The sequence below is a fragment of the Streptomyces anthophorae genome (assembly GCF_049310305.1).
In the GTDB taxonomy this organism is placed as follows: Bacteria; Actinomycetota; Actinomycetes; order Streptomycetales; family Streptomycetaceae; genus Streptomyces.
In genome coordinates this window covers 7,780,678-7,801,179 of record NZ_JBLWQQ010000001.1, presented here as the reverse complement: position 1 = coordinate 7,801,179, position 20,502 = coordinate 7,780,678, and the positions used below count along the sequence as shown (strand labels likewise).

The 20,502-nt window shown below is 68.3% G+C and carries 16 protein-coding genes; 7 read left to right on the top strand and 9 right to left on the bottom strand.

Translation table 11 applies throughout. The features are described from left to right. Nucleotides 1–268 precede the first annotated feature (268 nt). A complete protein-coding gene (locus tag ACNYS0_RS35420) occupies nt 269–889 on the bottom strand; it encodes a TetR/AcrR family transcriptional regulator (protein ID WP_422479652.1) in 621 nt (206 codons plus the stop codon). Between the two features lie 331 nt (nt 890–1,220). Between ACNYS0_RS35420 and ACNYS0_RS35415 the strand changes: the two genes are divergently transcribed. Together ACNYS0_RS35415 and ACNYS0_RS35410 are read left to right on the top strand one after the other, a co-directional pair. After that, nucleotides 1,221–2,378: a serine hydrolase domain-containing protein gene (locus tag ACNYS0_RS35415; protein WP_422479650.1), complete on the top strand. Its 1,158-nt coding sequence runs from the start codon at nt 1,221–1,223 to the stop codon at nt 2,376–2,378. 77 nt (nt 2,379–2,455) lie between these two features. Then, nucleotides 2,456–4,426 carry a tannase/feruloyl esterase family alpha/beta hydrolase gene (locus tag ACNYS0_RS35410; RefSeq protein ID WP_422479648.1) on the top strand — a complete coding sequence of 657 codons (1,971 nt, stop codon included), beginning with the start codon at nt 2,456–2,458 and terminating at the stop codon, nt 4,424–4,426. A 60-nt stretch (nt 4,427–4,486) separates the two neighbouring features. Here ACNYS0_RS35410 and ACNYS0_RS35405 read toward each other — a convergent pair whose 3' ends face one another. Further along, complete coding sequence (locus ACNYS0_RS35405; protein WP_422479646.1) at nt 4,487–5,113, bottom strand: TetR/AcrR family transcriptional regulator; 627 nt, start codon at nt 5,111–5,113, stop codon at nt 4,487–4,489. 196 nt (nt 5,114–5,309) lie between these two features. On the opposite strand from ACNYS0_RS35405, the gene ACNYS0_RS35400 reads away from it, so the two are divergent. After that, nucleotides 5,310–7,328, top strand: a complete 2,019-nt coding sequence (locus ACNYS0_RS35400; protein WP_422479644.1) for a TolB-like translocation protein — start codon at nt 5,310–5,312, stop codon at nt 7,326–7,328. Between the two features lie 151 nt (nt 7,329–7,479). On the opposite strand, the gene ACNYS0_RS35395 is transcribed toward ACNYS0_RS35400, so the two are convergent. Together ACNYS0_RS35395 and ACNYS0_RS35390 are read right to left on the bottom strand one after the other, a co-directional pair. Beyond that, nucleotides 7,480–8,163: an SDR family NAD(P)-dependent oxidoreductase gene (locus tag ACNYS0_RS35395; RefSeq protein ID WP_422479642.1), complete on the bottom strand. Its 684-nt coding sequence runs from the start codon at nt 8,161–8,163 to the stop codon at nt 7,480–7,482. A 20-nt stretch (nt 8,164–8,183) separates the two neighbouring features. Further along, a complete protein-coding gene (locus ACNYS0_RS35390) occupies nt 8,184–9,896 on the bottom strand; it encodes an IlvD/Edd family dehydratase (protein WP_422479640.1) in 1,713 nt (570 codons plus the stop codon). 49 nt (nt 9,897–9,945) lie between these two features. Here ACNYS0_RS35390 and ACNYS0_RS35385 point away from each other — a divergent pair, with 49 nt between their 5' ends. From ACNYS0_RS35385 to ACNYS0_RS35375, 3 genes are read left to right on the top strand one after another with little or no spacing between them, the layout of a single operon-like run. Then, nucleotides 9,946–10,791 (top strand): IclR family transcriptional regulator, encoded by an 846-nt coding sequence (locus ACNYS0_RS35385; RefSeq protein ID WP_422479638.1) that lies wholly within the window; start codon nt 9,946–9,948, stop codon nt 10,789–10,791. Between the two features lie 54 nt (nt 10,792–10,845). Next, nucleotides 10,846–11,706, top strand: a complete 861-nt coding sequence (locus ACNYS0_RS35380) for a fumarylacetoacetate hydrolase family protein (protein ID WP_422479636.1) — start codon at nt 10,846–10,848, stop codon at nt 11,704–11,706. A gap of 9 nt (nt 11,707–11,715) precedes the next feature. Next, complete coding sequence (locus ACNYS0_RS35375; protein ID WP_422479634.1) at nt 11,716–12,738, top strand: zinc-dependent alcohol dehydrogenase; 1,023 nt, start codon at nt 11,716–11,718, stop codon at nt 12,736–12,738. Nucleotides 12,739–12,813: 75 nt separating this feature from the next. Here ACNYS0_RS35375 and ACNYS0_RS35370 read toward each other — a convergent pair whose 3' ends face one another. Beyond that, nucleotides 12,814–13,998, bottom strand: a complete 1,185-nt coding sequence (locus tag ACNYS0_RS35370; protein WP_422479632.1) for an acyl-CoA dehydrogenase family protein — start codon at nt 13,996–13,998, stop codon at nt 12,814–12,816. A 68-nt stretch (nt 13,999–14,066) separates the two neighbouring features. Then, the gene (locus tag ACNYS0_RS35365) at nt 14,067–15,809 is read right to left on the bottom strand and encodes an AMP-binding protein (protein ID WP_422479630.1); all 1,743 of its coding nucleotides are present in this window, start codon (nt 15,807–15,809) and stop codon (nt 14,067–14,069) included. Nucleotides 15,810–15,920: 111 nt separating this feature from the next. Here ACNYS0_RS35365 and ACNYS0_RS35360 point away from each other — a divergent pair, with 111 nt between their 5' ends. After that, nucleotides 15,921–16,784, top strand: coding sequence for a helix-turn-helix transcriptional regulator (locus ACNYS0_RS35360; RefSeq protein WP_422479628.1), 864 nt, complete (start codon nt 15,921–15,923; stop codon nt 16,782–16,784). Between the two features lie 41 nt (nt 16,785–16,825). On the opposite strand, the gene ACNYS0_RS35355 is transcribed toward ACNYS0_RS35360, so the two are convergent. The 3 genes from ACNYS0_RS35355 to ACNYS0_RS35345 form a co-directional block, all read right to left on the bottom strand. Continuing rightward, on the bottom strand, nt 16,826–18,316 hold the full coding sequence (locus ACNYS0_RS35355; RefSeq protein ID WP_422479626.1) for an APC family permease: 1,491 nt from the start codon (nt 18,314–18,316) through the stop codon (nt 16,826–16,828). 130 nt (nt 18,317–18,446) lie between these two features. Continuing rightward, the gene (locus ACNYS0_RS35350; RefSeq protein WP_422479624.1) at nt 18,447–18,872 is read right to left on the bottom strand and encodes a Rid family hydrolase; all 426 of its coding nucleotides are present in this window, start codon (nt 18,870–18,872) and stop codon (nt 18,447–18,449) included. 29 nt (nt 18,873–18,901) lie between these two features. After that, on the bottom strand, nt 18,902–20,332 hold the full coding sequence (locus tag ACNYS0_RS35345; protein ID WP_422479622.1) for a flavin monoamine oxidase family protein: 1,431 nt from the start codon (nt 20,330–20,332) through the stop codon (nt 18,902–18,904). Nucleotides 20,333–20,502: the final 170 nt, after the last annotated feature.

Here is a 20,502-nt window from a genome sequence, read left to right as displayed (position 1 = left end):
TAGGCAAGTTGCGCACGGCGCTCTCCGGAGGTGTGGGATCGGATGTCTACGGCGGTCGATGTTCCAGTCCGGTTTCCGACCGCTGAATTCCCAGTGACACTTGAAGTTCGGGCTCAAAGTAGGGCCGGGCCCAGCACACCGTCAATATCCATGCGCACAAAGAAATTCAGATACCGAGCCACCGGGTGAGCAGAGGGCACGACTTTCCTGCATGGCCGGTGAAGAGCGCCACAGCCGAGAGGCTGGACCCCGGCCTCACGCCGAGTACCTACCGTGTGGCGTCGCGCGCCCCGTCCCCACGGCTGGCGGGGGCACGCAGAAGGACGGCGTCGATGACAGCGCCGAGTTGGGCTCCGATGTCGAACGACGGGTCGACCAGCCAGTGGTTCTGCAGCCCGTCCCAGGCCGCGATGATCAAAGCCGCAGCCCGTTTCGGGTCGACCGCGGGGCCTACCTCACCGTTCTCCTGGAGCAGAGAGATGTCACGGGCCAGCTGCGCGCGCGACAGGCGCCAGCGTTGCTTGAAGTAGTCGTGCGCGGGGTGTTCGGGGTTGCCGGCCTCCCCCAGCAGTGACGCGTAGAGGTGGACGATATTGGTCCGGCGTACGCCGTCAACGGCGAGGGCCGGGGCGGCCGCGACCGACTCACCCGGCGCCAACAGGCTCATCTCCTGCTCGTCGAAGAGAGCCAAAGCCGCGACGAGGAGCGTCTCCTTGGATGGAAAGTGGTAGAGGAGGCCCGCTTCGCTGATGCCCGCACGCTTCGCCACTCCGAGCGTGGTCACACTGCGATGGCCGCACTCGACCACAAGCGCCAGTGTGGCCTTGGCGATGGTCTCGCGACGTTCACGCGTCCGTGCATAAGGGCCGCGCCGACGGAGCTCTGACATGCCAGCACCGTATCCGACTCCGGAGCGGGACCCGCTCGCCTCGCGGTGACACAACCGGCCGAGCAGGTGGCGAACAGACAACGGGCACAGGGCTGTTGACGCACACCCTGACGGCCGCCACTATGAATTTCGAGCCGCACTTGAGGTTCATGGATGTGCCCTGCGCTGCGCGAGAACGTGACGCGAAGCAGGAGAGCACCGATCGGCGGTCACCCTCGCTAGAACGGGCCGAGGACTGCCCATTAGCCGAACACCGTCTGGGAACGGACACGGCCCGCCGTCCGAGGTCCGTCCTCACGGGTCTCGTTCCACGAAACACCAGGGAGCCGATATGACAGGACTGTCCGGTCAGCGTGTTGCCGAGTTGAAGGAACGAGCCCAACAGGGCCTGGAAGAGGGGAACTTGCCGGCATGCCAGTACGCACTGGCCAGACACGGTGAAGTACTCGTGCACGAGACGCTCGGCGACGCGCCGCCGGATTCGCGGTTCTCGATCTGGTCGACGACCAAGCCGGTTTTCAGCTCACTCGTCTGGCAGTTGATGGGAGAGGGCAAGCTCGATCCGCTCGCGCCGGTTGTGGACCTGTGGCCGGAGTTCGGAGCGCACGGCAAGGGCGGGGTGACACTCGAACACCTGCTGCTTTTCACCGCGGGCTTCCCGGACGCGGAGCTCGACCTTGACTCCATCTTCGACCGTGCGGCCCGGGTGCGACAGATGGAACAGTGGAAGCCGTCCTTCGAGCCAGGGACCGCCTACGGCTATCACGGGTTCAGTGCGCACTATGTGATGGCAGAGCTGGTGGAGCGCGTCACCGACATGGACCACCGAACGGCGTTGCGGGAGAGGATTCTCGGGCCCCTGGGCCTCGAACGGCTCGAACTCGGCGTCCCCGAGGGCCGGCAAGGCGACCTCCAGCGCATGGTCGGCACAGGTGAGCCCAGCACGGCGGAGGAAGTGAAGGACCTCCTGGGCCTCGACTCGCTGCCACACGACGTGACCGAGGCGATGAACGCGTCGGCAGGGAACGCGAGCGTGCGTCCCGACGCCCTCCTGACCGAGTGGCAGCGGCCAGACCTCGTCACGTTCGGCATTCCCGGAGCCTCAGGGGTGAGCGACGCGGCGAGCCTCGCGCTGTTCTACCAGCACCTGCTGCATGACCCCAAGCACGTATGGGACCCCGCGATCCGGCGCGACGTCACCACCCACGTACGGAACGTCTTCGCCGCGGCGCCGTTCGGCATCGTCGCGAACCGTACACGCGGGCTTGAGCTGCAGGGCGACGACCCGACGTGCCTCCATCGTGTCGGCGGAGGCGGCGCAACCCCGCGGACGTTCGGGCACAACGGAGCCGCGGGCCAAATCAGTTGGGCCGATCCGGAGAGCGGCCTGTCCTTCGTCTACCTGACGAACGGGTGCGACCGGAATGACGTTCGCGTCGTTCGGCGCTCACGCGAGCTGAACGCGGCGGCGGTGGCCTGCGCCGCATGACGGCCTCGCGCACATTGCGCCCCGCCTCCCCTTCCGCGACCGACACCCACACGACCGAGATTGCGAGTCGCCAAGACATGACCGACCAGGACCTGACCTCCGTGGCGAGCGATCCCCACCAGGACGACCCCGCGTTCGGACCCGCGTTCGTCGATGTCGACGAGTGGCGCGATCACCCCGTACGCCACCGCTACCTGCACGGCGGCTTCGAGGGGACCGAGACCCGATTCGAGATGTACCTGCCGGAGGACGGCGCCTACCAGGGCCGGATGGTCCAGGAGCTCGAGGGCGGCGTCGGAGGCACCGAGCTGCACGAACCCGAGTCCATGGAGAGTCTGCTCCGCAGCGCCTTCCGGCTGGGCGCCTTCGTCGTGACGTCGAACCAGGGCTGGATCCGCAGCCCGGAGCGGCCCGGCGTGGGAGGGCCGGGGCTCCCGGAAGACCGCACGATCCTCTCGCACCGGGCGAGCGCGCAGACCGCGCGTTACGCCAAGGCGGCCGCAGTGGAACTCCTTGGCGCGCGGCCGCACCACTCCTACCTGTTCGGGGCCAGCGGCGGGGGCGCCCGATCGGTGTCGGGCATGGAGCAAGTGCCCGGCCTGTGGGACGGCGCGGTCCCGATCGTCATGGTGAACCAGCACCTCGCCTGGCACTACTGGTCGGTGTGGATCCGCGCGGAAATCGCCCTGCGCCACAAGAAGGACGAGATCACCGCCGCCGTGGACGCCGGCACCGACCCCTTCGCGGTCCTCGACACGGACGAGCAGCGGGAGTGCCTGTCCGACCTCTACGCCGTCGGCTATCCGAAGGGGGCCGAGAATCTGCTCAGCATGGCAGCGTCCGACTGGGCGAACTGGATCCCTCTCATAGACCCCGAGTACGCGGAGGACTTCTGGGGCCTGGCCGGCTATGCGGGGAAGAACATGGAGCCGCTCCGCGCGACCGGCACGGTCACCGGCCTGATCCTCGCGTCGGATCCAGAAGGCCCGGCGTTGGTGGAGGCGCTCTTCGAGGGGTTTCGCGCGTTGGTCCCACCCGACTCTGTGGTCGGCGCCCGACTCAGCGGTGTCGAGGTTGCGAAAGATCTGATCGGCTGCCGGTTCACCGTCGGTGAGCCAGGAGCTGAGGTGCTGCGCGTCTGCACGGCCGTGGCCGGTGACTGCATCGGGTTCGCCGACCCCGGGCCGCATCTGACACCACAGGTCGGCGACAAGATCACTCTGGACAGCACCTTCGAGCAGGCCTGGTCCCATTACCACCGGCACATCATCGACCCGAACCAGCCGACCATGCGGCGCTGGGCGAGTAACGGTCAGCCGATCTGGCCGCAACGCCCTCTCGCCCCGGAGCGCCGGGCCGTGCTCGGCAGCCTGCCGACGGGCCGCTTCGACGGCAAGATGATCGTCCTTCAGAGCGCCCTGGACCATCTGTGCCCGCCGCACTTCGCGCACGACTACATCGAGAGGGTGCGTGCCCAACTGGGGAACAGCGACGATCACATGCGGCTCTGGATCCTCGACAACGCCATGCACGGCGAAGTCTCTCCCACACTCGGTACTCAGATCACCCTGCGGTTCGTCAAGATCTTCGGCGCCGCGCTGCAGGCCCTTGAGGACCTCGTGGCGTGGGTGGAGGACGGTGTGAAGCCACCGGCAGACACCTCCTACAAGCTGAGTGCCTGGCAAAGGACGCTGCTCGCACCGACAGCGGTAGAGCGTGGCGGGATCCAACCGGTCATCTCCCTCGATGGACCGGTTGACGCCAGGGTCGGCGAGACCGTGCGATTCACGGCGCAGGTCGATGTCCCGCCTGGCGCGGGCTCCGTGGTCGAAGCGGCCTGGGATTTGGACGGTACCGGCCGCTTCGAGGAGAAGGCACAGATCGAGGAGCCCGCGCCGACCCTGACGGCTCAGGTGGAGCACCGCTTCGGCGAAGTAGGCGCCCATGTCGTCGTGCTTCGCGCGACAAGCCAGCGCGAAGGCGATACCTCGGCCTCGGTCACGGGCGTGGAGAACCTTGCGCGACTACAGGTCCGAGTGACGGCATGACAGACGGGCCCTGAAGCGAATCAGACACCCCGCTCCGTGCCGGGCCCGAACGGAAACTCCCTACTCCATGAGCACGTTGAGGTCGAGGTTGTGGAAGGCATTGGCGACGAAGCTCGCGGCCAGTCTCCGTGCTTCGTCCAGCTCGCCACCGTGGTCGATGGCATGCTCGCACACCTGAATGGCGACGCCGACACAGGCGGCGGCGAGCGCTTCAGCGGTCGGCCCGAGTGCCGGGCCGTAGGGCTGTCGGCGGCGCTCGATGAGGCCGGTGAGCTGTTCGGTCACCGCGCCCAGAACCTGCCGCCTCAGACTGGTGGGGTGGTCGCCGGCCCTGTCCCCACGGAAGAGCAGGTCAAAGCCCTCGGCCCGTTCGGTGGCCAGGCGAAAGAGCGGTTCCATTCCCGTCCGCGCGAGTTGCGCGAGCGACAGATCGGTCCCGTGCTCGTACGCGTCGCCGATCCACGCCCTGAAGACATCCGCCTCACGTTCGATGACACGGCGGTGGAGTTGTTCCTTGTTGCCGAAGCGGGCATAGAGCGTGGGCCTGGTCGTTCCTGCTCGTCGTGCTATGTCGGCGATCTGCGCGGCGCTGTAGCCGACCGCGTGGAACACCTCACGGGCGGCATCAAGGAGTTGATCTTCGTCGAAGCGGCGGCCGCTCGGGCCGATCACGGTGCGGGCGGACATGACACCAAACCATAGGCCGACTCCTTGACTCGAAGTAAAGCTTCGCCCTAGCTTGACGTGAAGTAAAGAACACAGCACATTTCATCAGCCTCCCACACCCCTCCCAACCCCCTTCCACACGCACGGAGGAGAGATGTCCCTTTCCCGTTCGCGCCGTCGCGCAGCCGGGACTACGCCGCGGCCGACGCAGCCGTCGATGAGCGCGAGCATGCGCTGGCGGATCCTGCCCGCTCTCGGCGCCACCGCGTCTCTGCTCCTGGCAGTCGGGGCGACCGACGCCGGCGCCAGCAGCGGCGAGGCGGGCACCGACCGCACGGCCGCATCCACTGGCAGCCCCGGCGACGTCCCCTTCGAGCCGATCGACTTCGACCGCATCCCGGTGCCACCGAAGGTGCGCGCGAGCAGCCCGTCCTTCACCCCCGACGGGAAGCATGTGGTGTTCTCCGGCACGCATACGGTGGATGGCAAGCCGAAGAGCGACGCGTGGATCACCGACCTCAAGGGCAAGCACGTCCGCTGCCTCACGTGCTCGACCGGTGCGGAGACCCCAAACCTCCCGTACGTCTTCCCGTTCGCGGACGGCAAGCGGGTCTTCCTCGGCTTCTATGGCGTGCTCGAATGTGCGCCCAGCATCGTGAACTGCCGCACGTCCAAGTACCTGCCGTACGACCTCTCCACGGCGAACCCCCCGCTCGGGGTGATCCCGCCGGGCGGAGCGGCGAACAGACCGCAGTCCGTCGTCCGCCAGGGTGCCTATCCGACCCTCGCACAGGACGGAAAGCACATCGGCTACTCCGATGTTCGCACCGACGGCCTCGAGCAGATGGTGGTCGCCAAACTCGTACGCAAGACAGACAAATACGTGGCCGAGGACCCCAAGGTCATCAACCCGCCCGGCCCCACCTCGGCGTCCGACCGGAACGTCGACGCCTGGTCGGAAAGCACCGGGTTGTACGAGCTGAAGACCTTCACCCACGGCGGCAGCCATGTCACCTACGTGCATTCAGGAGGCACTCACTCAGAGAACCCTGAGGTATGGGAGGTGAACCTCAAAACCGGTGTCCGCAAGCGGCTGACCAACCACCCCGACTGGGACGAGGACTACGCCGGTTCACCGGACGGCGGCAGCTCCGTCGTATGGACCAACCGCACCCACAACATGTGGGACTCACTCGGTGGTCTCCTGCCCCACCGCAGCTTCATCGACGCGCCAATGGTCGGCGCCGAGGCCGGCATGCTGATCAACACGCCCAACAACCTGGCGTGCGGTGGTGTCGTGTGGCTCATGCCCGGGGAAGGCGACCACGGCGGTGCTGTCTCCGGCCAGCCCATCATCGCCCCGGACGTGCACGCGCACACCAGTGTCTCGGGGTGGACAGCCTGGAGCCCGGACGGGACGAAGTTCGCGCTCAACGCGGTCAAGCAGGGCGCCGGACTCTTCTCCGGCGATGTCCCGGACTATCTGACCGTCGCGAAGATGTCCAGCCGCCAGCCGGCCAAGCCGGAACCCGTCGTCAGCTCCGACGTCGGTGACTGGGCTCCCGCCCCGGCCGACTGGCACCCTCCATTCGGTTATGTCGGAGACGTCACCCTCGACGGACCGGGCGGCGGCACGGTCGACATCCACTACAACGGCAAACAGGGCGCGGTCTACGGTGACTTCTCCGCGACGTACAAGAGCTACTCCGAGGACGGCAAGACGTTCCTCGACGGGACCAAGAAGATCGACGTCCTGGAACCCGGCATCACGAAGGTCCATGAGGTCACGGACCTCGTGATGACGGGTGAGCACACCGGATCGCTCCGCAAGGACCTCGAAATCTCGGGCGGCAACGCCGCTGGTACGCCGACCTACAAGGGCACCTCCACCGCTACGTACGACGGCAAGACCGTTTCGGGGCCACCCAAGTGGCTTACGCAGAAGGGCTCCTGTCCCGAGCGACTGCCGAAGAAGCCGAAGATGCAGGCCAAGGCCAAGCACATCGGACATGGCCGCTACGCGATCGAGGTGACCGCCAGCGTCGGTGGCATGGGCCCGCACGAGACGACAGTCGACACCCGGCCGGTGACTCACGCACGGATCGACACACCCGGTCGAGACACCTACACCGACGACCGCGGTATCGCTGTCGTCACCCTCCCCGGCAACCGTCCGGCCACGGTGAAGGTAACGTCCGGCGAGACGATCACGCCGACGAGCCTCCGGCTCGGCTGAGCCGTCGGCCCCATACCGCGAACGCGTCCGATGGCAGGGGGTGGGCAAGGACCACGGCGGTCCTTGCCCACCCCCTTGCTCTCACTGCAATGTGACGCCCCGACTACGCAACGCGTCGAGACATGGACGGCATGGCCGTGACCGAAGTCCGTCAGTAGGTCGCCCGTCCCCCGCTGATGTCATAGACGGCTCCGGTGGAGAAGCTGACGCGCTCGGACGCGAGGAAGGCGACCAGCTCTGCCACCTCTTCCGGGCGTCCGATACGCCTCATCGGGATGAGCCCGGTGATGTGGGCAAGGACGTCGGCGGCGGTGGAGTCGTTCATGGGAGTGGCGATGACCGCGGGGGCGATGACGTTCACGAGGACACCGCTGGTGGCCAGTTCCTTGCCTGCGGACTTGGTCAGCGCAATCACGGCCGCCTTGGAGGCGGAGTAGATCGAGAGGTTGGGATTGCCGTCCTTGCCGGCCATGCTGGCGAAGTTGACGACGCGACCCCAGCTCCGCACGCGCATGCCGGGCACGAAGGCCCGCATAGTGTTCACGGTGCCGATGACATTGACGTCGAAGACACCTCGCCACTGCTCGGACGTGGTGTCGAGCAGCGGGGCGTTCGGCCCGACGATGCCGGCGGAGTTCACCAGGATGTCGAATGGGCCGATGTCGGCGGCCAGTTGATGCAGCGTCGGCCCGTCGGTCACGTCCGCCTCGACGTCGGCACCTGCGAGATCGAGCGTGGTCACCTGAACGCCGTCGGCCCGCAGGCGTTCGGCGGCGGCGGCGCCGAGGCCGCTGGCGCCGCCGGTGACCAGGGCGGTCCGGGCAGAGGTTGTCATCGTGCGCCTCCTGTGATTGGTCAGTGGGATTCACGGCTGACGGCGGAGCCGCTGGAGCCGGTGAGGAAGTCGAGGTCGGCGCCGGTGTCGGCCTGTTGGACGTGGTCGACGTAGAGGCGTTCCCAGCCGCGGCCCGGGGCGGCGAAGCCGTCGAGGGTGGTCTTGTTCGGGGTGCGGCGGGCGAGTTCGTCGTCGGGTACGTCGATGTCGATGCGACGGGCCGCTACGTCGAGGGTGACGGTGTCGCCGGTGCGGACGAGGGCGAGCGGCCCTCCGGCTGCCGCCTCGGGCGCCACGTGCAGCACCACCGTCCCGTACGCGGTGCCGCTCATGCGGCCGTCGCAGACCCGCACCATGTCCCGTACGCCCTGCTCCAACAGCTTCTTCGGCAGCGGCATGTTGGAGACCTCCGGCATGCCGGGGTAGCCCTTGGGGCCGCAGCCGCGCAGCACGAGGACAGAGTCGGCGTCGACGTCCAGGTCGGGGTCGTCGATGCGGGCGTGGAAGTCCTCGATGGAGTCGAAGACGAGAGCGCGGCCGCGGTGTTGGAGCAGGTGCGGGGAGGCCGCGGCGGGTTTGATGAGGGCGCCGTCGGGGGCGAGGTTGCCGCGCAGGACGGCGATGCCGCCTTCAGCGACGAGGGGCTGTACGCGGGTGCGGATCACCTCGGGCTCCCAAACAGGCGCGTCCTGAAGGTAGTTGACCAAGGGCTTGCCGGTGACGGTGAGCGCGTCGGGATCGAGCAGGTCGCTCACCTCGCGCAGTACGGCGAGCAGGCCGCCGGCGCGGTGGAAGTCCTCCATCAGGAACCGGCCGGCCGGCTGGAGGTCGACGAGGACGGGGACGCGGGAGCCGATGCGGTCGAAGTCGTCGAGGGTGAGGTCGATGCCGAGGCGTCCGGCAATGGCGAGGAGGTGGACGACGGCGTTGGTGGAGCCGCCGACGGCGGCGAGCGCCACGATCGCGTTGTGGAAGGAGGACCTGGTCAGGAACGTGCCGGGGCGGCGTTCGGAGGCGACCATCTCGACGGCGAGGCGCCCGGAGTCGTGGGCGGCCTTGAGCAGGCGGCTGTCGGGAGCGGGGGTTCCGGCGGTGCCGGGGACGACGGCGCCGAGGGCCTCGGCGACCAGGGCCATGGTGGAGGCAGTGCCCATGGTGTTGCAGTGGCCGCGGCTGCGGATCATCGCGGACTCGGAGCGGGTGAAGTCGTCCTGGCTGAGGGTGCCACCGCGCACCTCCTCGGACAGTTTCCACACATCGGTGCCGCAGCCGAGCGGCCTGCCGCGGAAGGTGCCGGTGAGCATGGGGCCGCCGGGGACGACGACGGCGGGCAGGTCGACCGAGGCGGCGCCCATCAAAAGCGAGGGAATCGTCTTGTCGCAGCCGCCCAACAGGACCACTCCGTCGAGGGGGTTGGCCCGCAGCAACTCCTCGGTGGCCATCGCGGCCATGTTCCGCCACAGCATGGCGGTGGGCCGCATCTGGGTCTCCCCCAGGGACACCAAGGGCAGGTCGAGCGGGATGCCGCCCGCCTCGTACACACCATGGCGGACGGAGGCGGCGACCTCGTTCAGATGGGCGTTGCAGGGGGTCAGGTCGGAGGCGGTGTTGGCGATGGCGATCTGGGGGCGGCCCGTGAAGGCATCGTCCGGAACGCCGCGACGCATCCAGGCCCGGTGGATGTAGGCGTTGCGATCGTGACCCGCGTACCACTGTGAGCTTCGGAGCTTCACACGCGACTCTTTCCAATAGTCGATACGACGGTCTAATCTCTGGAATGCCATGGACAATACGCAGACGTTCGACGGACCGAAAGCCCCCGGCGGCAAGAAGATCGAGAGCCCGGATGAGGGCTCAACCAAGCGTGCGGGCAAGGGACTTGTGGGGTCCGACCGAGTACTCGCAGTTCTCAAGGAACTCGCGCGCCACCCCGACGGTGTAGGCCTTGAGGAGCTGACCCGGGTGATCGCCAGCCCGAAGCCGACCGTGCACCGCGCCCTGCAGTCATTGCGCCGAGCCGGGCTCGCCGACCAGGACGCTCAGGGGCGCTACCTACTCGGGGACGAGTTTCTGCGCATGGCTTTCGCGCACCATGAGGCCCGCCCCGAACACGTCCGCGTACGCCCTGTCCTGGAGGCGCTGGCCGAGCGGTTCAACGAGACCGTGCACTACGCGGTTCTGGACGGCCACGAAGTGGTCTACCGCGCCAAGGTCGACCCGCCCACCGGCGCCGTACGCCTGACCTCCACGGTCGGCGGCCGCAACCCCGCCCATGCCACCGGCGTCGGAAAGCTGCTGCTCGCATACGAGTTGAAGTCCCTCACCGACGTCGAGGCCTGGATCGGCGACGACCCACTGGAGCGCCGCACGCCGCGGACCCACTGCACCACCACCGACCTGCACCATGAATTCCAGGCCACACGCGAGCGCGGCTACGCCGTCGACGACCAGGAGAACGAACCCGGCGTCAACTGCATCGCGCTGCCCGTGTACGCAACGTCGGCGACGGCACCATCGGGGGCGGTGAGCGTGAGCGCACTGGCCTACCGCACCCCACTGACCACGCTGGTCGACGCGTACGACGAAATCCGCACCCTACTCAGCCCGTTGGGCACCCCCCTCGCCTGACCGCATCGACGCTCACACCGCTGAACTGCCCGCCTACCCTGGAGACTGAGCCCGTTGTATCTCATGCGCATCGGTTCCGTCGGCGCCGAGAAGCCCGTCGCCCGCATCGACGACAACACCTACATAGACCTCTCCGACGTCGTCTCCGACTTCGACGAGTCGTTCTTCGGCACCGGCGGCCTCGACCGCATCCGCCCCCTCGTGACCGAGCGCGCAGCAGCGGGCCAGGTGTCACGCTTCGCCGGGGAACGCACCGGCGCCCCCATCGCCCGCCCGCACCAGATCCTCTGCATCGGACTCAACTACCGCGACCACGCGGCCGAATCCGGCATGGCTGTGCCGGACGAACCGATCCTGTTCACCAAGTCGCCCAACACCCTCGTCGGCCCCAATGACGACGTGCGTATCCCCCGCGGCTCAACCAAACCCGACTGGGAGGTCGAGCTCGGCATCGTCATCGGCCGACGCACCAGCTACCTCGAATCGATCGACGACGCGCGTGATGCCATCGCCGGATATCTGGTCGTCAACGACGTCAGCGAACGCGCTTTCCAGCTGGAACGCGGCGGACAGTGGGCCAAGGGCAAGTCCGCCGAGACCTTCAACCCCGCGGGCCCCTGGCTGGCGACGACCGACGAAATCGACGACGTTCTCGCGCTCGACATGTGGCTCGACGTCAATGGAGTACGCCGCCAGGACGGCAACACCAAAACAATGATCTTCGACCCGTACGTCATCGTGCACCATCTGAGCCAGTTCATGGTCCTGGAACCCGGTGACCTCATCAACACCGGCACCCCGCCCGGCGTCGGCATGGGCTTCACCCCGCCCATCTGGCTCGGTCCCGGTGACGTGATGGAGCTGGGCATCAGCGGACTCGGTACACAGCTCCAGCACGTCGTCGGGCCCCGGTGAGCGCGCACCATGCGCGCATTCGTCGTCACGGGCCCCGGCACATACGAGGTCCAGGACCTGCAGAAGCCCATCGCGGCACCCGGTGAAGTAGTCGTCGATGTGGAACGAGTCGGCGTGTGCGGCACCGATGTCGAGCTGTTCACGGGCGAGATGGCCTACCTGCACCAGGGACTGGCCGCCCACCCGCTGCGGCCGGGCCACGAATGGTCCGGCCGCGTGGTGTCCGTCGGCCCGGGCGTCGACGCCGGCTGGCTGGGGCGGCGCGTCACGGGGGACACCATGCTCGGCTGCGGGACATGCCACCGCTGCACACACAGCCGGCAGCACCTGTGCGAGCAGCGTGACGAGCTCGGCGTCCGTGGGCCCCGGCCGGGCGCCCTGGCCGAGCAAGTCTCCGTACCGGCAACCTCGTTGCACACCCTGCCCGCCTCCATCGACGCCACGCTCGGCGCCCTGGTGGAACCGGGTGGAAACGCCCTGCGCGCGGCGCAGGCGGCGGTTCGAGACCGAGGCGAACGGGTACTGGTCCTCGGCCCGGGCACCATCGGACTCCTCACCGCGATGTTCGCACGATCCCTGGGCGCCGAGGTGCACCTCGTGGGTGAGACACAGAGCTCGCTGGACTTCGCTGGCAGCCTCGGCTTCGAGCACCTCTGGCGACATGCCGCCGTCCCGGATCTCCCGTTCGAGGCTGTCGTCGACGCCTCCAATGCCACCCCACTACCGGCTCTGGCCCTGGACCTGGTCGAGCCGGGCGGCCGGGTCGTCTACATAGGCCTGGCCCCTGAACCGAGCCGCATCGACACCCGCACACTCGCCCTCAAGGACGTCACCGCCGTCGGTGTCCTCTCCGCCTCCCCCGCCCTCGATGCGACCATCGCGGCGTACGCGGACAGGTCCGTGGACCCCAGATCCCTGGTGGGGGCGACCGTGGGTCTGGAGCAAATCGGCCCGGTGCTCGTCGGCGAACGCCCCGCAGGCGCCGGCGCCGGACCCAAGATCCATGTCGACCCGCGCCTGATCGAGAGGTGAACGAGGCGACGGCGTTCCGGACGGTGGTCCAGGAAGACCGCGGACGGTGACGATCACCGAGTGGGATACGGCCTGTCAGCAGGAGGCCGGCAGGACATGACTGGCGGGTCCGACGATTCCGCGGGCGAGGTCGCGGCTGATGACCATGCGCTGGATCTGGTTGGTGCCTTCGAAGATCTGCATGACCTTGGCCTCCCGCATGTAGCGCTCCACCGGAAAGTCCCGGGAGTAGCCGGCTCCCCCGAAGATCTGCACCGCGTCCGTGGTGACCCGCATCGCCGCGTCGGTCGCGATGAGCTTGGCGATGCTGGCCTGTCGGCCGTACGGCAGTCCGGCGTCCTTGCGTCGCGCCGCGGCCAGCACGGTCGCCCGTGCGGAGACAATCGCTGCCTCCATGTCGGCGAGCAGGAAAGCGATCGCCTGGTGGTCGATGATCTTGCGGCCAAAGGTCTCGCGCTGCTGGGCGTAGGCGAGCGCTTCGTCCAACGCCCCCTGGGCCAGCCCGACGGCGACCGCGGCGATGCCCAGGCGGCCGGCGTCCAGGCCCGCGAGCGCGATGGCGAGCCCCTGGCCCTCCGCTCCAATGAGCCGGTCGTCCGGCACCCGGACGTCACCGAAGCGCATGGTTGCGGTCGCCGACCCTGTCAGGCCCATCTTGCGCTCCGGCGGATCAGCCTCGATGCCTGATGCGTCGGCAGGTACGTGGAAACAAGAGATGCCGCGGCCCCGGTCGTCGGAGGTGCGTGCCATCACCGTGTAGAAGTCCGCGTACCCGCCGTGTGTCGTCCATGCCTTGGTGCCGCGCATCAGGTACGTGTCACCGTTGAGCACGGCCCGGCTGGTCATGGCGGCCGGATCCGATCCCGCGTGCGGCTCGGACAGACAGTAGGCACCGAGCAGGTCACCGGCCAGCAACTCCGGCAGCAAGCGCTCGCGTTGGGTGTCGGTACCGAACGTGGCCAGCGGGAAGCACGACAGCGTGTGCACGCTGACACCGACGGCGACGCTCGCCCAGCGGGCCGCGAGCTCCTCGACGACCTGCAGATACACCTCGTAAGGCTGACCGCCACCGCCGAACTCGACGGGGTACGGCAGGCCAAGAAGACCGGACCGGCCGAGCGTGCGGAACACCTCGCGGGGGAAGTGTTCCGCCGCTTCATGCTCGGCGGCGCGCGGGGCCAGGTGACGCTCGGCGATCTCGCGTGTCAGGTCGAGGAGCCCCGCCGACTCTTCGGTCGGCAGCAGGCGTGAGACGGGCATGGACATCGTTCTCCGGATGGCTCGTGCGGGGGCGGGGGGACGGAGGCGAGCAGGACGGACAGGTTGGGTCAGTGGCCGTACAGTTCGTCACGACGCTGCTTGCGCAGGACGTATCGCTGGATCTTCCCGCTGGGGGTCTTCGGCAGCTGGTCGGCGAAGTGGACGGTGCGCGGGTAGGCGTGGGCGGCGAACCGTGACTTCACCAGCTTCTTTAGTTCATCGGCAAGTTGGTCGTCTCCGTCCGCTCCAGGACGCAGGACCACAAAGGCTTCGAGCACCTCCCCGCGCAACTCATCCGGCACCCCGACGACCGCGACATCGGTCACCAGCTCGTGCTGCAGCAGCACGCTCTCGACATCGAAGGGGCCGATGCGGTACCCGGCCATGATGATGACGTCGTCGTCACGGGCGGAGAAGTAGAAGTAGCCCTCCTCGTCGCGAGTTCCGGCGTCGCCGGTGAGGTACCACCGGCCGTCTCCGGTGAAGCGTTCCGCGGTCTTCTCCGGGGCGCCGGTGTATCCGGAGAACCACATCAGCGGACTGTCCTCGGCCCTGATCGCGACGCGGCCCGCAGTTCCCGCAGGGGCAGGCTCGTCCCGTGCGTCGTACAGGATCTCGGCCGACCAGCCCGGCAGAGGCCGGCCCATCGACCCCGGCCGAACTGCCGAACGTACGTCCTCGGCCCACCCGTTGACGATGACCATCCCGTGTTCGGTCTGCCCGTAGTGGTCGCGCACCGGGACACCGAGCGTCTGCTCGGCCCATGTGATGACCTCGGGGGTGAGTGGCTCGCCGGCGGAAGAGGCGATGCGCAGTCGTACCCCGTCCGGCACGGGCTCGGGGGCGCTGCGCAGGCTGCGGTAGACGGTGGGGGCCGCGGTGAAGTTCGTGACACCGAACTCGCGCATCACCTGCCACGTTATGGGCGCGGAGAAGCCAGAGTGCAGCAACAGGCTGCGTCGTCCCGCGGCCAACGGGCCGAGGATCGCGTAGTACAGCCCATAGGCCCAGCCGGGATCGGCGGCGTTCCAGAACACGTCGTCGCGTCGCACGTCAAGGCCGTACTCCAGGTACGCCTGGAACGAGGCCAGCGCCTTCACAGGAACGGGCACGCTCTTCGGCGTCCCGGTGGTCCCGGAGGTGAACAGCTGGACCAGAACCGCGTTCCCACCGAGCGCGACCGCCCGGCCCTCCGGCTCGTCCCCGCGATACGCACCGAGCAGGCGGTCGAACGACAGCTCGCCTTCGGCCGGTTGTCCGCCAGCGACCACGATCTGCCAGGGGGCATCGGCAGGCATGTCCTCACCAGGCACGAGCTTGTCCCGCTGGTCGGCGTCGACGACAACAGCCTTTGCAGCGCTGGCGGTGAGCCTCAGCGCGATTGCCGGCGGGGCGAAGGCAGTGAACAGCGGCACGTGCACGGCCCCGCGGCGCCAGATACCCAACAGCGCCACGATCAGGTCGGCCGACTTGCCCATCAGCACGGCCACGGCGTCGCCGGGGCCAACACCGATGCCGGCCAGGGCGGCGGCGAAGCGTGCCGAGTCGCGACGGAGCTCGCCGAAAGTGAGGTCGCGGGCGGACAGATCCGCCTCGATGACGGTGAAGGCCACGTCGTCGGCGGGGTGCAGGTCGCACAGCAGCTCCGCGGCGCACGCCTCTGGGGAGCCGAAGCGGGAGAGGAGCTCTTGGACGCGGACCGACGCGGTCGCCGAGACGCCGGCTCCCTTTGGCCCAACAGAAGACGAGAGCTCGGATCGCCCGTGGTGTTGCTCTTTGGATTGCCCGGTTGATCGGCCGGTGTTGGTCACGGTCATCCCCTTTCCGGCGGCATTGCCGGTCGACTCTTTGCTGTGGGGTTACGGCGACTTATGCTCCGGGTCACATGGATGGCCGACTACCCCCGGAAAGGGGCAGTGGCAATGCAGCCCGTTTCAGATGTGTCCATGCGCCCCGACGACGGAGACGCCATCCGGCAGGCACTGCGCCTCGTCCAGCGGCGCTCGGACATCCCGATCACGTTCGGCGGCCCCGTCCGGGGAGACGTCCTGCGCCTGACGGAGCACTTGGGAGTTCGCACGGCAGGCCTGCGCGGACTCGCCGTCGCGGCCTCAACCGGCCTGGGCGGACAGGTCATCGTGGAACGCCGCCCTACCACCGTGGCGGATTACGGGGCGGACGACTCCATCACCCATGACTACGACACACCCGTGCTCGCGGAAGGCATCCGCTCTGTCGTTGCCGTTCCCGTCGTCGTGTCGGGTTCGGTACGCGGCGTTCTGTACGGCGCGGCGCGCGGCGTGGCCTCGGTCGGTGAGCGCGCGACCGATGTGATGGTCGGCGCCTCACGCCAACTGGCGGGCGAACTCGCCCTGCGGGACGAGGTGGACCGCCGCGTACAGCTGCGCCTGACCGCGCAGACCGATGCTGACCGAGGTATGAGCCGCAGCGCCACCGAGGAGATCCGTGCACTCCACGCCGACCTCCGGGCCCTCGCCCAGACTGTGCACAACGACACTCTGCGCGAGCAGCTCATGGACGCGACAAGGCGTTTGGCCGGACTCGGCGCGGTGCAGGGGTCGGCCCCTCATGCACCACTGTCACCCCGCGAGACCGATGTCCTGGCCCAAGTCGCCCTCGGATGCAGCAACGCCGACGCGGCGTCGCGGCTCTCCCTGCGTCCCGAGACCGTGAAGGCCTACCTGCGCAGCGCGATGCGCAAGCTCGACGCCCATACGCGGCTGGAGGCGGTCGTCACGGCGCGCCGCCGAGGGCTGCTGCCGTGACGACCGGATGTCGACCATCACTCGGCTCCCGCAGCACGGCGTCAGGCCACTGCCTTGTCCGGGACGGCGGGGGCCGACTCAGTCGTACGCACTTCCTCGGCACGCGGCGTGCTGCTTCGCTTCCGCTGCACTCGCACGCCCCACCCGATACCGAGCACCCCGCAGCCGCAGACTGTCCCCAGGATGGTCGCGCTCACCGGCCCTGCCGACGGGCGGCCGTGGGCGTCGACTTCGCCGACCAACACGGGGAAGTTGGTCACGACCAGCAGGAAGATCACCAGGAGGGCGGCCCCACTCAGGCCCGGTGCAAACAGTCGGCGCCACACGCCGACACCCTTGGCCTCCGGCCCGGCGACAGCGAAGTACCGAACGACCGCCGCGGAGGTCACGACCATCAACAGCAGGATCCCGACGACGCCAACGGCTGCGAACCAGGTGTAGATATCCGCGTACGGATCCAGGCCGAGCACCACGAGCAGGATCAGGAGCACGGTGATGACGACCGTCTCCACGATCGAGGCCGTCGCCGGGGAGCGGTGCCGCAGGTTCTGCCGACCGAGAAGGGACGGCAACGTACCGCCGTGCGCGTTGGTGAAGAGGTACCTCGACGCCACATTGTGGAATGACAGGATGCAGGCGAACAGGCTCGTGACCAGGAGCACACTCACCGCAAGACCAAGCCAAGTGCCGACGTAACGCTCCGCGGTGCGCTGGTACATGTCGCCCGCCTGAAAACTGGCGGCCGCCACGTCGGCCACCTTGCCGCCCCAGCCCTGAACCAACGCCCATGAGGCGAACGCGTAGACGACACCTACGCCGATCACGGCTCCGAAGGTGGCGCGGGGGATCGTCCGGTCCGGATCCCGTGCCTCGTCGCGGTAGACGGCCGTCGACTCGAATCCCAGGAAGGCCGAGACGGCGAAGGTGAGGCCGAGCCCGATATTGCCGTCGAACACCCGCGACGGCTCGAAGGAGTTGAGGGAGATGCCTTCCTGGCCGCCATGGCCGATGATCGCGAAACTGACGATGGTGATGACGACGAGCTCGGCAACGAGCAAGGCGCCCAGGACCTTGGCGCTGAAGTCGATGTTGCGGTACCCCAGGTATCCCACGAAGGCGATCAGCAGCAGGGTCACCGCCCACCACGGCAGTGGAATCCCCTGCCCGGTAAGGAAATCGGAGATCAGCAACCCCATGTACGCGTACATGCCGACCTGCATCGCGATGTAGGTGGCGGTGGCCAGGAAGGTCGCCCCGGTTCCGGCCGGAACGCCGAAGCCGGCTCGTATGTAGCTGGAGAAGCCGCCCGAGTCCGCCACCCGGGGCGTCAGCGTGGTGAATCCGACCGAGAAGGCGAGCATCACCGCAGTGATGACGAGGAAGAGCGCAGGAAACCCTTCGCCGTTGCCCTGGAGGATGCCGATCGGCGTGAGAGCGGCGACCACCGAGAGCGGCGCGGCGGCAGCCACCACCATGAAGATGATGGCGCCGACGCCCAGGCGCCCGGAGAGCACCACGTCCTTGGATGTCATGGGAGTGGCCTTTCACATAGTGAGGACGACAGGAGTACGACGTCCGGCCGAGTGCGGGTGCGGTCGGTGTGCGTCCCACACGCGGCGCGCACGGGACGCACACCGAGGGGATGGCGGCGGGCCCGAGTCGTCAGCGAGGGCTTCGGCTACTGACGCGGGCCACGGCACCGATCTCGATGAGCGCGCCTTCCCCACCGAGATCGGCGACCCCGACCCCGGTCCAGGTAGGGAAGGGCGCGGGCAGATACCGGGCCTTGACCGGGAGGAACCACTCGTTGGTCACAGCCATCCCGCCCTTGTGGAAGGTCTGCAGATGCACGATGTCCGCGAGGGCGGCGCCACCTTCTGCGAGAACCCGGCGCAGGGCTTCGAAAGCGAGCTCGGACTGGCGTGCCCCGTCCGCAGGGATCGTGCCGTCCTCTTCGATGCCGAGCTGACCGGAGACGAAGATCAGGTCGCCGGTGCGCAGACCGGGAACGAGCCCGAACATGGGCCCGTCCTGCTCCATGCCCTCGGGAACCAGCCGGATCGGCGCGTCGGTGGATGTGTCTGTCATGCCAGGCTCCTTACGGTGTGGGGGCGCGGTCAGCGGAACGCGGGCGTCGTCACCGGACGGATGGCGAGAATCCTGTGGGCGGCTGCCTCTCCGGCCTGGACGGCGCCTTCCATGTAGCCGGTCCACATGGGGGCGGCTTCGGTGCCGGCGAAGTGGAGAGGGCCGACGGACTCGGTCAGCGCCGCGGCAGTGGTGCTGAGCAGGCCGGGCGGCATCACGGTGACAGGCGCCCCCATGGTGTGGGGGACGGAGGGCCAGTCGGTCTCGAAGAAGGCAAGCGGTTCGGCGGCCTCGGGGCCGAGAACGGACGTCAGCGATTCGAGGAAGGCCGTGCGCCGCTCGTCGTCGCTGAGCGCCGCCCAACGGTCGTAGTCGCGGCCCCCGATGAACCCGACGATGGTGGCGCACTCGTCACCGGGACGGGTCACGTCGAGCGCGAGGTACCCGAGCTCGAGGTCGAAGATCTCACCCGACAGTCCGGCCTCCCGCCAGAAGGGGCGGGCGTAGCGCGCCTGCACCTTGGTCTCCCGGCCCATCGGCGCGCGGGCCTGCAACTGACGACGTGCGTGCGGCAGCGGCGGCGTGAAGTCGATCCGGTGCGCCGCCGAAGGCGGGACGGCGATCACGGCAGCGGGAGCCGTCAGTCGGCCACGCGGTGACGCGACGGTGACCCCGTCGGGGCCGTGCACGACCGATTCGACCGGCCAGTCGGTGAGCACGGTGACGCCGGGCAGATCGGCGACACGCTCGGCGATCTGCTGAGCGCCGCCGACCCAGAGCGAGTCCTGCGCGGTTACCTGCAGAGCGCGCATGCCTTCGCACTTGGCCACGTACTGCGCCCAGAACAGCATCGACATCTCAGAGGTGTCGGCGCCGACGATGATGTTCAGGTCGGTGGTCATCAGGCGACGGATGACAGGATCGTCCACGTTGCGGTCGAGCCAGGCAGCGACCGTCATCCGGTCGAGCTCGAGGTCCTCCGGCCGCCGCCACGGTCCACTCGCACCCACCCGCTCGGCAACCTCATCGAACTGCTCGTACGCCGCGGCGAGTTTGCGGTCGAAGGCGTCGGTCCCGGCCACGACCTCCGGATAGCCACCATCGGACGCCCGCAGTACCTCACCGTCGACGCGGTAGCTCATACTGCCTTCGGGCCGGGCCCGGACTGCGGTGAGCCCGAGGCTCTCGCCCAGCGCACGCGAGCGGTGGTGGGTCGCACCGATGAACATGCCGCCGAGGTCGACGGGCCCGCCCTGGGCGTTCCCGTCCGAGTGCGTCCGGCCACCCACCCTGTCCTTCGCCTCGACGACAGTCACCTCGAGCCCGTCGGTGGCCAGCGTGTACGCCGCGGCCATACCGGACAGCCCCGCACCGACGACAACGACGTCCGGCCGTCCTACCGAGCGCGGGGCACCGCCTATGTCCGTTCGTACATCAGCATGGTCAGTGGTGATTGCCATCTCTGGAACCTCTCTTGCTGTCGATCTGCACGGCGCAGGGCGGCGACGTACTCCCCAGGAGTTCGCCCCGCCAAGTGCCTTACGAACGTTAGGTACCGGAGATTTCGGTCGCGTTTCCTTTCGGTAGCCGTGCGTTTCCCCCTCACCTGGGCGGCAGTCGGGCCCACATC